This window comes from Streptomyces sp. NPDC059957 (assembly GCF_042730015.1).
Lineage (GTDB): Bacteria > Actinomycetota > Actinomycetes > Streptomycetales > Streptomycetaceae > Streptomyces.
This window is the reverse complement of sequence record NZ_JBHWMB010000013.1, coordinates 1-13,262: the sequence shown is the minus strand read 5'-3', so window position 1 is coordinate 13,262 and position 13,262 is coordinate 1. Positions and strand designations below refer to the sequence as shown.

12 protein-coding genes are annotated in these 13,262 nt (G+C 73.6%); 3 read left to right on the top strand and 9 right to left on the bottom strand.

Annotation, left to right across the window (positions count from 1 at the left end; translation table 11 throughout):
- Positions 1 to 92: 92 nt before the first annotated feature.
- From cseC to ACFWBW_RS11260, 6 genes are all read right to left on the bottom strand, one after another.
- Positions 93 to 1,406 (bottom strand): two-component system sensor histidine kinase CseC, encoded by a 1,314-nt coding sequence (gene cseC / locus ACFWBW_RS11285; RefSeq protein ID WP_385370578.1) that lies wholly within the window; start codon positions 1,404 to 1,406, stop codon positions 93 to 95.
- A gap of 68 nt (positions 1,407 to 1,474) precedes the next feature.
- Positions 1,475 to 2,179 (bottom strand): two-component system response regulator CseB, encoded by a 705-nt coding sequence (gene cseB / locus ACFWBW_RS11280; RefSeq protein WP_385370576.1) that lies wholly within the window; start codon positions 2,177 to 2,179, stop codon positions 1,475 to 1,477.
- A gap of 66 nt (positions 2,180 to 2,245) precedes the next feature.
- The gene (locus ACFWBW_RS11275) at positions 2,246 to 2,902 is read right to left on the bottom strand and encodes a hypothetical protein (protein WP_385370802.1); all 657 of its coding nucleotides are present in this window, start codon (positions 2,900 to 2,902) and stop codon (positions 2,246 to 2,248) included.
- Between the two features lie 38 nt (positions 2,903 to 2,940).
- Positions 2,941 to 3,501: a SigE family RNA polymerase sigma factor gene (locus ACFWBW_RS11270; RefSeq protein WP_385370574.1), complete on the bottom strand. Its 561-nt coding sequence runs from the start codon at positions 3,499 to 3,501 to the stop codon at positions 2,941 to 2,943.
- Positions 3,502 to 3,683: 182 nt separating this feature from the next.
- Positions 3,684 to 4,625, bottom strand: a complete 942-nt coding sequence (locus ACFWBW_RS11265; RefSeq protein ID WP_385370572.1) for an A/G-specific adenine glycosylase — start codon at positions 4,623 to 4,625, stop codon at positions 3,684 to 3,686.
- Between the two features lie 63 nt (positions 4,626 to 4,688).
- The gene (locus ACFWBW_RS11260) at positions 4,689 to 5,348 is read right to left on the bottom strand and encodes a phosphatase PAP2 family protein (RefSeq protein WP_385370570.1); all 660 of its coding nucleotides are present in this window, start codon (positions 5,346 to 5,348) and stop codon (positions 4,689 to 4,691) included.
- A 159-nt stretch (positions 5,349 to 5,507) separates the two neighbouring features.
- Between ACFWBW_RS11260 and ACFWBW_RS11255 the strand changes: the two genes are divergently transcribed.
- Positions 5,508 to 6,335, top strand: coding sequence for a hypothetical protein (locus tag ACFWBW_RS11255; protein WP_385370568.1), 828 nt, complete (start codon positions 5,508 to 5,510; stop codon positions 6,333 to 6,335).
- 222 nt (positions 6,336 to 6,557) lie between these two features.
- Here the strand turns inward: ACFWBW_RS11255 and disA are convergent, their stop codons facing one another.
- Complete coding sequence (disA, locus tag ACFWBW_RS11250; protein ID WP_385370566.1) at positions 6,558 to 7,682, bottom strand: DNA integrity scanning diadenylate cyclase DisA; 1,125 nt, start codon at positions 7,680 to 7,682, stop codon at positions 6,558 to 6,560.
- Between the two features lie 204 nt (positions 7,683 to 7,886).
- A complete protein-coding gene (radA, locus tag ACFWBW_RS11245) occupies positions 7,887 to 9,296 on the bottom strand; it encodes a DNA repair protein RadA (RefSeq protein ID WP_385370564.1) in 1,410 nt (469 codons plus the stop codon).
- A 230-nt stretch (positions 9,297 to 9,526) separates the two neighbouring features.
- Between radA and ACFWBW_RS11240 the strand changes: the two genes are divergently transcribed.
- A complete protein-coding gene (locus tag ACFWBW_RS11240) occupies positions 9,527 to 11,356 on the top strand; it encodes a hypothetical protein (RefSeq protein ID WP_385370562.1) in 1,830 nt (609 codons plus the stop codon).
- Positions 11,357 to 11,365: 9 nt separating this feature from the next.
- Here ACFWBW_RS11240 and ACFWBW_RS11235 read toward each other — a convergent pair whose 3' ends face one another.
- Positions 11,366 to 12,208, bottom strand: coding sequence for a hypothetical protein (locus tag ACFWBW_RS11235; protein ID WP_385370560.1), 843 nt, complete (start codon positions 12,206 to 12,208; stop codon positions 11,366 to 11,368).
- A gap of 63 nt (positions 12,209 to 12,271) precedes the next feature.
- Here ACFWBW_RS11235 and ACFWBW_RS11230 point away from each other — a divergent pair, with 63 nt between their 5' ends.
- Complete coding sequence (locus ACFWBW_RS11230) at positions 12,272 to 13,219, top strand: Ppx/GppA family phosphatase (RefSeq protein ID WP_385370558.1); 948 nt, start codon at positions 12,272 to 12,274, stop codon at positions 13,217 to 13,219.
- Positions 13,220 to 13,262 lie beyond the last annotated feature (43 nt).

The window sequence follows — 13,262 nt, the reverse complement described above, 5'->3', positions numbered from 1 at the left end:
TCGGATGCTAAAACATCGGCGTTCTCAATCGAACAGCCGAGGGTCGCGATACGACACCGATCGCTCCCGGACCCGCTCCCTCGCTCCCTCGCTCAGTCCTCCCGGCGGACGATCGGGAAGCTCCCCGTCGCCGTCGGCGCGCGCTCCGGCAGCCACAGCACCGCCACCGCCCCGGCCGCCGCGCCGCCGTGGACGAACCCGCCGGGGGCCGCCACGTTGCGGAACGTCAGCCGGGCGCCCAGCACCCGCGCCTGACCCTCCGCGATGGTCAGCCCCAGCCCGTGCCCCACCCCGGCCCGGTCCGTGGACCCGGTCCGGAACCGGCTCGGGCCCTCCTTGAGCAGGGCCTCGGGGAAGCCCGGCCCGTGGTCCCGGACCCGTACGACCCGGCCTTCGACATCGACCTGGACCGGCGCCCGCCCGTACCGTGCGGCGTTCGCGAGGAGGTTGCCGAGGATCCGCTCCAGGCGGCGCGGGTCGGTGCTGACGATCTCGTCCGCCACGATCCGTACGCTCGCCTCCGGCATCAGCGAGGTGACCCGGCGGTGCACGAACTCGCCCAGCGCCACCTCCTGGAGCTCCGCCCGCTCGGACGCGCTGTCCAGCCGGGCCACCTCCAGCACGTCCTCGACCAGGGCCCGCAGTGCCTGCGCGCGGTCCCGTACGAGCTCGGTCGGCCGGCCCGGCGGCAGCAGTTCCGCGGCCGTGAGCAGGCCCGTCACCGGGGTGCGCAGCTCGTGCGCGATATCGGCGGTCACCCGCCGCTCCGCCTCCAGCCGCTGCTGGAGCGCGTCGGCCATCGCGTCGACCGCCCGCGCGAAGTCGTCGGTCTCGTCGCGTACGACGCCCCCGACCGCGTCCCGCACCCGTACGCCGGGATCCCCGTGCGCCACCCGCTGCGCGGCCGCCGCGGCCTTGCGCAGCCGGCTGGAGATCTGGCCGCCGATCAGTACGCCGAGCGCCGAGGCGCCGATCACCACGGGGAGGAAGCCGATGAGCAGGGCCCGGTCCAGGTCGCGCACCATGTTGGCGCTCTCCCGGAACTGCGTGTGCAGCGACAGCACCTGCCCGTTGCCCAGCGGTACGGCCGCCCACACCTCGGGGCCCGCGTTCGGGCTGTCCTGGACGTAGGTGCCGCGCCGCCCGGACCGGGCCTTCTCGCGCAGTTCGGCGGGCAGGTCGGGGTCGTTGAGCTTGGCGCCCATGGGGGGCTTGCGGCCGGCCTCGGCGTTGCGGGAGATGAACTGCACCCGGTCGAGCTGCACCTCGCGCGCGCTCTCCAGCATCGACGCACGGGCAGCACTGTGCACCACCAGGCTCAGTGCGATGGCGGTCAGCGCGCCCACGGACGCGATGGCGAGCGTGATCTTCCAGCGGATCCCGGTCCGCAGGGTGAACCGGCTCATTCGGCTTTCATCCCCGCGCTCGTCTCTCATCCACGCGCTCGTCCCCCGTGCTCGTTCTCCTCAAGGCATCAGGCCTTGAGCTTGTATCCGAATCCCCGGACCGTTTCGATCCGGTCCTGCCCGATCTTGGTGCGCAGCCGCTGGACGTGGACGTCCACGACGCGGGTGTCGCCGCCCCAGTCGTAGTCCCACACCCGTTCCAGCAGCCGGTCGCGCGAGAGCACCGTGCCGGGGGAGGTGGAGAACTCCAGCAGCAGCCGCATCTCGGTGGGGGTCAGGGCCACCGGGACACCCGCCTTGCGCACCTCCATGCCCTCGGTGTCGACCTCCAGGTCGCCGAAGAGCAGTACTCCGCGCTCGCCGGAGGCGTCGTCCTCGGACCCGCCGCCCTGCGGGCCGCCGGCGTGGCCGAAGCGGCGCAACACGGCGCGGATGCGGGCGACGAGGACGGAGCCGTCGAAGGGCTTGGTGACGTAGTCGTCGGCACCCGCCTCCAGGCCCAGCACCACGTCGATGGAGTCGGCGCGCGCCGACAGCATGATGACGGGAACGGTGGACTCGTCGCGGATGCGGCGGCACAGGCTCACGCCGTCCATCCCCGGGACCATCACGTCGAGCAGCGCGATGTCGGGCCGGTCGGCCCGGAAGGACTCCAGACCGGACAGCCCGTCGGGCATGGCCGTGACCACGAACCCGTCGCGTTCCAGCGCCAGGGTCGTGGCCTCACGGATGACGTCGTCGTCCTCCACGAACAGCACATGGGTCTCGGCCATGGGGAGCCTCGCCTCGCCTCGGTACTCGTTGCTCGGTTCTTCGGGTTGCTCAGCCCTGCGGGTTGCTCAGTTCTTCGGGCTGACGGCCGGGGCGGGGGCCGTCCCGCCGTCGACCACGCTGCTGTAGTCGGTGTGCACCCGGTCCTGCTCGGTGAACCGCTCCCCGTTCCAGCGGTACGTGATCAGGTCCTCGCCCGAGGGATAGGAGAGCGCGTCGCTCTTCCCGTAGACCGGCTTGGTGACGACCAGGTCGCCCCGGTCGATCTCGGCGTAGACGGGCGGCTGCTCGTCCGAGAACACATTCTCGTACGCGCCCCCGTCCGAGCGGTAAACGAACGACCCGCGGCCGAGCGCGTCGGCGCAGGACAGGACGTTGACCACGATGTCGACCGCCGGGCCGCCGGTGACCTTCCCGTAGCTGACGTCCACCGGGTACTCGTTGCCCGAGCAGGGCTTCAGGTCCCGCTTGATCTCGGAGCTGATCTTGGGGTCCGCCTTGATCAGGGCGATCGGGTCGACCTTGGCTGCCGGCTTGCCGGAGGCCTGGGGGGCGAGGGGGGTGGCCGCGTCCGCCGTGAGTTCGGAGGGCGCCGAGGAGGGTGCGCCGGTCTTGGCCACCGACTCGGTACGGGCCGGCCCGCCGTCCCGCAGGCCCGTGCCCCCCGTCGAGCATCCGACCGCGAACAGCACGGTGCCGACGAGGACGACCGTCCCCGCCGACATCAGTACCACCGAGCTCTTGCCGCTCAGTCTTGGGCCAATCAGGCCGCGCACCGCTCACGCCCCTCGTACCGGATCGTGTGGTCACCGCGCTCCAGCGCGCGCAGGTCCAGGTCCCGGCCCTCCAGTTCCTGCCGGAGGCGGGCCAGTGCGCGGTGCAGAGTGCTCTTCACGGTTCCCGCCGACATGCCGAGCGCCGCGGCCGTCTCCTCGGTGCTCATCTGCTCCCAGTGTCGCAGCACCACCACACTGCGCTGCTTGGGCGCGAGCACCTTGAGGATGTCCATGAGCAGGGCGCGGTCGGCACGCTGGTCCGAACCGTCCTCGACGGAGGCGTCGGGGAGCTGTTCGGTGGGAACCTCTTCGAGCTTGCGGGCCCGCCACCATTCGGTACGGGTGTTGATCATGACACGGCGCAGGTACGCGTCGGCAAGGGACTTGTCGGCGATGCCGTCCCAGCGGCCGTAGGTGCGGACGAGTGCGGTCTGCAGGAGGTCCTGTGCGTCGGTCGGGTCCGGAACCAGGCGACGGGCACTGCGCAGCAGCGCGTCCTGCCGGGTGCGTACGTACTCTTCGAATTCGAGTACCTCGCCGTGCGCCATCTCAGACCGCCTCCGTTCCGACCAACCGCTCATCCGCTTGCCTTACGGATCCGACGGTACGGAGGCGTTGTCACGGCCCTGTGCGGGTCAGCCTTCGGTGGGCGCACGGACACCCGTAGGTTGTGTAACGGCGCCCGTGAGCTGCGGTTTCTCCGGACATAAGCGGAATCCCCGAGTCAGCGTCAGGGGGTGGTGGGTGCGGTGTCGGCGGCGGCCTTCGCGGGGGCGGCCGGAAGCCGGTACATGAGCCCGGGCAGCGGCTCCACGAGCCCGTCCGAGACCAGCCCGTCGAGCGCGCGGGCCCGTTGTACGGGCTCCTCCCAGACGGTGTCGAGGAGGGACTGCGGCACGGCGCCGACCGCCTCGCGCAGCACCGCGAGGAGCTTGCCGCGCACCTGGCGGTCCGTCCCGGCGTACGTCTGCCCGCGCCGCGGCGGCCCCTCGTGAGCGGGCTTCCCGGCCAGCCGCCACGCGCACAGCCCGGCCACCGGACAGCTCCCGCAGTCCGGGCTCTTGGCCGTGCACACCAGCGCCCCGAGCTCCATGGAGGCCGCCGCCCAGCGGGCCGCGGTGTCCTCGTCCTCGGGCAGCAGGGCCCGCGCCAGGCGGCGTTCGGCGGCGGTCGTGGCGTTCGGGGGGTACTCGACCCCGGTCGCGGTGCGCGCGAAGACCCGGCGCACGTTGGTGTCGAGGACCGCGTGCCGCTGCCCGTACGCGAAGGAGGCCACGGCGGCGGCCGTGTACTCGCCGATCCCGGGCAGGGCCAGCAACTGCGCGTGCTCGCGCGGTACGTCGCCCCCGTGCCGCTCCGTTATGGCGACGGCCGCGCCGTGCAGGCGCAGGGCCCGGCGCGGATATCCGAGACGGCCCCAGGCGCGGACGGCCTCACCCGGGGCGTCGGCGGCGAGGTCGGCGGGCCGGGGCCAGCGGGCGAGCCACTGCTCGTAGACCGGCAGGACCCGGTTGACGGGGGTCTGCTGGAGCATGAACTCGCTGACCATCACCCCCCAGGGGCCGGCCTCGGGGCGGCGCCAGGGCAGGTCGCGGGCGTGTGCTTCGAACCACGCGATGACGGGGGAGTGCAGCGCGGTGGTGGGAATGGTTGCAGTCATGGCAGACGGCATCCTGGCACGTTTCGGGCCCGCGGGGTGCCGTGTCGATCCCCGGCACCGGGTCCGGGGCCGCTGTCAGCGGGCGGGGTCCGGGCCGGTGATCAGGACGGCCGTGCGGCCGCCGCCCGTCCGCACCGCGGCAACGACCCTGGTCGCGGGGCCGGCGAGCGCGAGGGCGGCGAGCGCGGCGAGGCTCGCGCCCAGCAGCAGGCCCATGGCCACGTCGTGCGGGTAGTGGACACCGACGAAGACGCGGGAGAAGGCCATCAGCAGGGCCGGCGGAACGGTCAGCAGGACGAGCTTGCGCCCGCCCGTCACCCGACCGCCGCCCCTCGTCGAGGCGCTGCGCGCCGCCCCTCCTGCCAGCGCCAGAGCCACGGCCGCGGCGCCCGCGATGGTGGCGTGGTTGCTGGGGAAGGACCAGTCGCCGGTGGCCGGGCACTTGATCAGCGAGGCCGCCGCCCCGGCCACGGCCCGGCAGGGGCGCTCCTCGTCGACGCTGGACTTCACCAGCTCGGAGGCGACGTAGGCCAGGGCGGTGACGAAGGGGGCGAGCACCGCGAGCGCCACAGCGCGGGGATCGCGGGCGCCACGTGATCGCCACCACACGGCTATGAAGAGGGCGCCGAAGACGAGCAGCCCGTACTCGGTCCAGAACTCGAACGCCGATTGCACCCAGGCGGGGGTCGAGTGGGCGAAATCGGTCACGTCGAGGTAGAGGCCGGAGCTGTCCATGGTGACTGAAGGTACCTAAATCGGAATAACGTCTTCATCAGTCTCCGGGCCGATTTCCGGTGCCCCGGATCACCCCGCAGGATGATCATCGGCAAAACAAGCCGAGTGCGCGGCATGTGGGGCACTGATCGCGCCGGGAACTCTCGTAAGGTTCCGTCCGTGGGATCTCTGCGCAATCCGGTCGGGCCGCTCCCCTCCTCCATCTACTGGCGACGGAGGGCCGTGCTGGCGTCCGTTGCCGCGCTCCTCGCGATGCTCGCCGTATGGACCGTCAGTTCCGGTGCGGGCAAGTCGAGTACCAACGGCAAGGGCCAGGGCGGCTCCGGTCCCGTCACCCAAATCACCCCCGGACCCTCGGGTTCCGGTCCGGCGATCAGTCAGGCCCCGGGCGGGCGCGGGGAGTCCGGCTCCGGCGGCGCCGGTACGAGTGCGGGCACCGGCACGGGCTCCGACCCCGGCGCGAGCCCGGGCCCGGGCAAGAACGGCGAACCGGGCGCCGAGCCCGGCACCGCCGGCCAGGGCGGGGCCGACGGCTCCGGCGGCTCCGGCGCGGGTCAGGCCGTCCCGGCGGACTCGCCGCTGCCCACGTGCGCGCCCAGTGCGCTGCAGTGGGAGGTCAAGAGCGTGAAGAACGAGTACGAGGCGGGCGAGAAGCCGCGCCTCGAACTCGTCGCGCGCAACGTCTCGGGCACGACGTGCAAGGTCGACCTCGGCCCGAAGCAGGCGGTACTGACGATCACTCAGGCGAGCAACGCCAAGCCGGTCTGGTCCTCGGCGGACTGCCCGGCGGGCGCGGGCAACGTCTTCTACCGGGTGCCCTCGCAGGGCGAGACCCGGCAATCCCTGGAGTGGGACCGCCACTTCAGCGAGGCGACCCAGTGCCAGTCGCCTCCGGCGGGGGTGGCGGCGGCGGACACGTACGTGGTGGAGGTCAAGTCCCCCGGCATGCCGGTGGCTCGCACCTCGTTCGTGCTGAAGCCGGAGTAGTCGGCGCGGCGCCGCTCCCGGGGCGCCGCCCCGGACCCCGCTCCTCGAACGCCGGAGGGGCTGAAATTGCCCTGTGGGCAATCCAGCCCCGTCGAGGGCGATCGTGCAGGCCGACGCGCGCCAAAATCCGGCCTCGCCGGCGTTTGAGGCGCGGGGGTCCGGGGGGCGGAGCCCCAGGCGGCGGCGCGCAGCCACACACCCGGAGCCGCGGCGGAGCCGAGCCTAGACGTACCGCTCCAGGATGGAGGACTCCGCCAGGCGGGACAGGCCCTCGCGGACGCTCCGGGCACGGGCTTCGCCGACGCCGTCGACCGTCTGGAGGTCGTCCACCGAGGCGGCGAGCAGCTTCTGCAGCCCGCCGAAGTGCTCCACGAGCCGCTCGATGATCGCCCCCGGCAGCCGCGGAACCTTCGCCAGCAGCCGGTACCCGCGCGGGGACACCGCGGAGTCCAGGGTCTCGGGCGCGCCCGTGTACCCCAGGGCCTTCGCCACGATCGCCAGCTCCAGCAGCTCCGGATGCGTCAGCGCGTCCAGCGCCGGCAGCGCTTCCTCCACCGTGCGGGAACGCTTCGCCGTCGGCTCCGGCACGTAGTCCCGGATGACGAGCTCCCGCTCCTGCTCGATCCCGACCGTCAGCTCGTCGAGCTGGAGCGAGAGCAGCCGGCCGTCCGTGCCGAGCTCCACCACGTACTCCGCGATCTCCGTCGCGATGCGCCGCACCATCTCCAGCCGCTGCGCCACCGCCGTGACGTCGCGCACCGTCACCAGGTCCTCGATCTCCAGCGCGGACAGCGTCCCGGCGACCTCGTCCAGGCGGAGCTTGTACCGCTCCAGCGTGGCCAGCGCCTGGTTCGCCCGCGACAGGATCGCCCCGGACTCCTCCAGCACGCGCCGCTCACCGTCCACGTACAGCGCGATCAGCCGCATCGACTGCGAGACCGACACCACCGGGAAACCGCACTGCTTCGAGACCCGGTCCGCGGTCCGGTGCCGGGTGCCCGTCTCTTCCGTGTGGATCGACGCGTCGGGCACCAGCTGGACGCCCGCGCGCAGGATCTTGGTGATGTCCTTGTCGAGGATCAGCGCACCGTCGAGCTTGCACAGCTCGCGCAGCCGGGTCGCGGTGAACTCCACGTCCAGGACGAAACCGCCCGTGCACATGGCCTCGACGGACTTGTCCATGCCGAGGACGATGAGCCCTCCGGTGTTGCCGCGAACGATCCGTTCGAGCCCGTCACGCAGGGGCTGACCAGGTGCGACCGCGCTCAGCGAGGCGCGCATCATGGCGTCCTGCTTGGAGCTCGCGCCCGACTTTCCGGATGCTGCTGCCCCGTCCTTGGCTGCCACTGCACTCCTCCGGTCGCGGGATGTACCGCCTGCGTACGGCCGGGCGGACCATCCCGAAGTCTACCGGCGCGGCCCCGGCGCCCGTCGTGCCTTGGCGCGGCCGGGCCGGAGAGCACCCCGTCCGGGTCCGCCGACCTGCTGTTCTCCGGTCCTGGACGGGGCGGCCCGGCCGGTACGGGCCGGTGAACCTTCCCGGTCACAGCACTAGGCCGTCTCTTTCGCCGGCGTACGCGACCGCCCGCGCGGCAGGACCCGTAGGGCGTCGCCCATGTCGGCGACCTCGGTCACCTTCATGCCCGCCGGTACCTTCCCCGGGTCCGTCGGCACCAGCGCGTGCGTGAAGCCCAGCCGGTACGCCTCCGCGAGCCGCCGCTGCACCCCCGTCACGCGCCGGACCTCGCCCGCGAGGCCGACCTCCCCGATGGCCACCAGGTTCTTCGGGAGCGGTACGTCGCTGGCGGCCGAGGCCAGGGCCAGCGCGACGGCCAGGTCGGCGGCCGGCTCGGTGAGCTTCACCCCGCCCACGGTGGCGGTGTAGATGTCCCGCTTGCCGAGCGCCGTGATCCGCCCGCGCTGCTCCAGCACCGCCAGCATCATCGAGACGCGCGAGGTCTCCAGCCCGGAGGTGGTGCGGCGCGGCGAGGGGATCTGCGAGTCCACCGTCAGCGCCTGCACCTCGGCGACCAGCGGGCGCTTGCCCTCCAGGGTCACCGTCAGGCAGGTGCCGGGGACGGCCTCGGCGCGGCGGGTCAGGAACAGCCCGCTCGGGTCGGCGAGCCCGTTGATGCCCTCGTCGGTGAGCTCGAAGCAGCCGACCTCGTCCGTGGTGCCGTACCGGTTCTTCACGCCGCGTACGAGGCGCAGCCGCGCGTGCCGGTCGCCCTCGAAGCTCAGGACCACGTCGACCAGGTGCTCCAGCAGCCGGGGACCGGCGATCGCCCCGTCCTTGGTGACGTGGCCGACCAGCAGCGTGGACATCCCGCGTTCCTTGGAGGCGCGGATCAGGGCTCCGGCGACCTCCCGGACCTGCGCCATGCCGCCGGGTGCGCCGTCGATCTCGGGGGAGGCGACCGTCTGTACGGAGTCCATGATCAGCAGCGAGGGCTTCACCGCGTCGAGGTGCCCGAGCACGGCGGACAGATCGGTCTCCGCGGCCAGGTAGAGGTGCTCGCTGAGCGCGTTGATCCGGTCGGCCCGCAGCCGCACCTGGCTCGCCGACTCCTCGCCCGTGACGTACAGCGTGCGGTGCTCGTCGGAGGCGGCCTTCGCCGCGACGTCGAGCAGCAGCGTGGACTTGCCGACGCCGGGCTCGCCCGCGAGCAGGACGACCGCGCCGGGGACCAGCCCGCCGCCCAGCACCCGGTCCAGCTCGCTCACGCCCGTGCTGCGCGCGGTCGCCGTCCGCACGTCGACCTGCCCGATCGGTACGGCGGCCGTGGTGACCCGGCCGGCCGCGGTGGTCCGCACGGCGGGCGCGCCGCCGAGCTCCTCGACGGTGCCCCAGGCCTGGCACTCTGGGCACCGGCCGAGCCATTTGGCGGTGGAGTACCCGCACTCGGTACAACGGTAGGACGGCCGGTCCTTGGCGGATGAACGAGATGTACGGGCAGCCATGCGGCCCACGGTAGCCGCCGCCACCGACAGCCCCGGCCGGACGGGTCTCGCGGCGGTCGTGCGGCCGTCGTGCGGCGGTCCCGCCGCTCTCGCGTGGCCGGTACCGGCGTACACGCCGTGGCGTGCACCGTCAGGGGCGCCGTCAGCACGGCGCCGATCTGTTCACCCGTAAGGGCTAAAAGTGGGGAAGGCTTCCGGAGCGCCACCGGCGCGCCGCCTACGGTCGCCAAGTGACCAGCAGCAACCAGGGACACCCCGCACCGCGCACCGGCGCACACCGGGCGCACGGGCGCACGCCCCCCGAGGGGACCAGGGTGGAGCAGCCGCCACCGTTCCGGTACGAGCCCTACCTGGACGGGCTGTTCACGTACTGCCTCTCGGTCCTGTGCGACCACGACAGCGCCACCGACGTGCTCGGCGACGTCCTCGCCGTGGCCAACCGGCATCCCGGCCGCTGCCCCGACGAGGGGGACCGGCGGGCCTGGCTCTACGCCCTCGCGCGCTGGGCCTGCCTGCGCAGGCTGGCCGAGCGGCGGCGCACGCGCTACGGCTACGGGGGAGCGCATTCCGCCCGGCGTGCACCGGAGCACACGGACGCCGGCCGTGCGCCGGATCCCGCGACGGCGAGCGCCGACGCGAACGCGGCCGCGAACGCCGCGGCGGCCGGCCTTGCGGGCCCCGCGGGCTCTGCGGGCTCCGCCGGTCACGGCGGTCTTGACGTGTACGCCTACCGCCGCACCGAGCTCGCCCGCCTCGCCTGGCCGGAGGCCGCCGGAACCACCCCCGAGCAGCGCGAGGCACTCGAACTCGCCGTGCGCCACCGCCTCGGCGTCCCCGAACTCGCCGCCGTCCTCGGCACGCCCCCGGCCGCCGCCCGCGAGCTGCTCACCGGCGCCGCCTGCGAGGTGGAGCGCACCCGCGCCGCCCTCGCCGTCGTGGAGACGGGCAATTGCCCGACCGTGTCCCGGCTCACCGGAGACGACGGGGAGGGCGGGGGAGACGGGAACCTGCTCCTCTCCTCCTCCCTGCGCGCCGAACTCGTGCGCCACGTCGACGACTGCCCGCGCTGCCGCCGCGCCGCCGAACGCGTGGGCGCCGGCGGCCCCTGGCCCGGCTCGGGCGGCGTCAACACCGCCGCCCTCCCGCTGGTCCCGGCCCCGCGCACCGCCGTGCACGCCGCGATGCTCCGCTCCGGCGGCCGCCGGAGCGCCGGGACCGGCCCGCGCTTCGACCGCACCGGCTTCCCGATGGACCCCAAGGACCGGGCGGCCCGCCGCGAGCGGCTGCGCGCCCGCGCCGTGACCACCACGGTCGTCGCCACCGTCGTCGCGGCCCCGGTGCTGGCGCTGTGGGCGGCCTACCGGGGCGCCCCGAGCACCGGGGAACCCGTGGGCAACGGCTCCACGCGCATCTCGGCGAGCGAGGCCGAGCTCCCGCTGGCCCGGACTGACGGCCGCCCGCTGACGGCGTACGAGAACGCGGGCAACGCCGCCGTCACCACCGACGGCCCCGGCTTCGCCCCGTCCGCAGCCGCCCCCGACGTCTCCGTGGAGGTCATCAGCAGCGGCGCGCCGCCGAGCTCCACACCCGGCGCCCCCGGCGCCCCGGGCCGGCTGACCGCGGCCGCCTCCACCCGAGGAGCGACCACCCTGCTCACCCTCACCGCCTCGGGCGGGGCACCGGTCGACTGGCGGCTGTGGTCCGACGCCCCGTGGCTCCGCGCCAGTACGACCTCGGGCCGGCTGGCCCCAGGAGAATCGGTCACCCTGCGGATCACCGTGGACTCCGGAGCCCAGCCCGTAGGGGCCTGGAGCGCCCGGGTCGGGGTGGACCCGGGCGGCGCGGTGATCTCCATCCGGGGCCGGGGCCGCCCGGCACCCACCCCGCCCGACCCGGAGCCCACGCCGACGCCGACGCCCACACCCACCCCGGAGCCGACGCCGACCCCCACTCCGACACCCACGCCCACCCCGACACCGACCCCGACGCCGACGTCGACGTCGAGCCCCTCGGACGGAGCCACCCCGGAGCCGGAGCCGACCCCGGTCCCGGCCTCGTAGGCCTGCCGCCTACGGGGCGGGGTCGGTGGCGGGGGTGGGGTCGGCCGGGTGCGGGGCCATCGGCAGCAGCGAGGAGAGCCGCGCCTCGCAGAGCCGTACGAGCTCCTCGTAGGCCTCCTTGCCCATCAGCTCCGTCAGCTCGGCGCGGTACGACACGTACACCGGCTTGCCGGCGCCGTGCGCGGAGGTGGCCGAGGTGCACCACCAGTGCAGGTCGTGGCCGCCCGGCCCCCAGCCGCGCCGGTCGTACTCGCCGATCGACACCTGGAGGACGCGGGTGTCGTCGGGCCGGTCGATCCAGTCGTAGGTCCGCCGGATGGGCAGCTGCCAGCACACGTCCGGCTTGGTCTCCAGCGGCTCCTGGCCGCCGCGCACCGCCAGGATGTGCAGGGAACACCCGGCCCCGGCCGGGAAACCGGGCCGGTTCAGGAAGATGCAGGCACCGTCCCATCGACGGGTCTGCTTCTCCCCGTCGTCGTCGTGCTGCGTCCATCCCGTCTCACTGCCGACGTCGTGGAACTGCCACAGCTCAGGCGTCAGCCGCGCCACGTTCTCGGCGACCCGCTTCTCGTCGTCCTCGTCGGAGAAGTGCGCGCCGAGCGTGCAGCAGCCGTCGTCCGCGCGGCCGGCCTGAATGCCCTGGCAGCCGCTGCCGAAGATGCAGGTCCAGCGGGAGGTGAGCCAGGTCAGGTCGCAGCGGAAGACCTGCTCCTCGTCGGCGGGGTCGGGGAACTCCACCCAGGCCCGCGGGAAATCGAGCCCCTTCTCGTCCGCCTTGGCGGCGGCCTTGGCACCCTTGGCGGCCTTGCCGACCTTGGTCTTGGACTTGTTGGCCTTCTTCGTATTTGGCACAAACCCCAGCCTAAGCGCCCCTTACTCCACCCCTACGCCTTTGGACCAGTAGCGTTTCCCCTCATGAGACTCGGTGTCCTTGATGTGGGTTCGAACACGATCCATCTGCTGGTGGTGGACGCGCACCCCGGCGCGCGCCCGCTGCCCGCGCACTCGCACAAGGTGGAGCTGCGGCTGGCGGAGCTGCTCGACGAACACGGCGCGGTGACGCCCGAGGGCGTCGAGCGGCTGGTTTCCGTCATCGGGGCCGCGGTGCAGGCCGCGGAGGACAAGGGGTGCGAGGACGTCCTCCCCTTCGCGACGAGCGCCGTACGGGAAGCCACGAACGCCGACGAAGTCCTGGCCCGGGTCAAGGCGGAGACCGGCGTGGACCTCCCCGTCCTCAGCGGCGACGACGAGGCCCGCCTGACGTTCCTCGCGGCGCGCCGCTGGTTCGGCTGGTCGGCGGGCAAGCTCCTGCTCCTCGACATCGGCGGGGGCTCGCTGGAGATCGCGTACGGCATCGACGAGGACCCGGACGCGGCGGTCTCGCTCCCGCTGGGCGCCGGACGCCTGACGGCGGGCTGGCTCCCGGGCGACCCGCCGGACCAGGCGGACGTCCGGGCCCTGCGGCGCCACGTACGGGCCCAGATCGCCCGCACGGTCGGCGAGTTCAGCCGCTTCGGCCCGCCGGACCGGGTGGTGGCCACGTCGAAGACCTTCAAGCAGCTGGCCCGGATCGCGGGCGCGGCCCGCTCCGCGGAGGGCCTCTACATCCAGCGGGACCTGACCCGGAAGTCCCTGGAGGAGTGGGTCCCGAGACTGGCGGCGATGACCACCGTCCAGCGCTCGGCCCTCCCCGGCGTCTCGGAGGGCCGCTCCAACCAGCTCCTGGCCGGAGCCCTGGTGGCGGAAGGCGCGATGGATCTCCTGGGCGTCGAGTCCCTGGAAGTCTGCCCCTGGGCCCTGCGCGAAGGCGTCATCCTCCGCCGCCTGGACCACCTCGGGAGGTCCACCCCGGTCGGGGTGTGATCGCCCGCGCGGCGCCGCTGCCGGGGACCGGTCCCCGGACCCC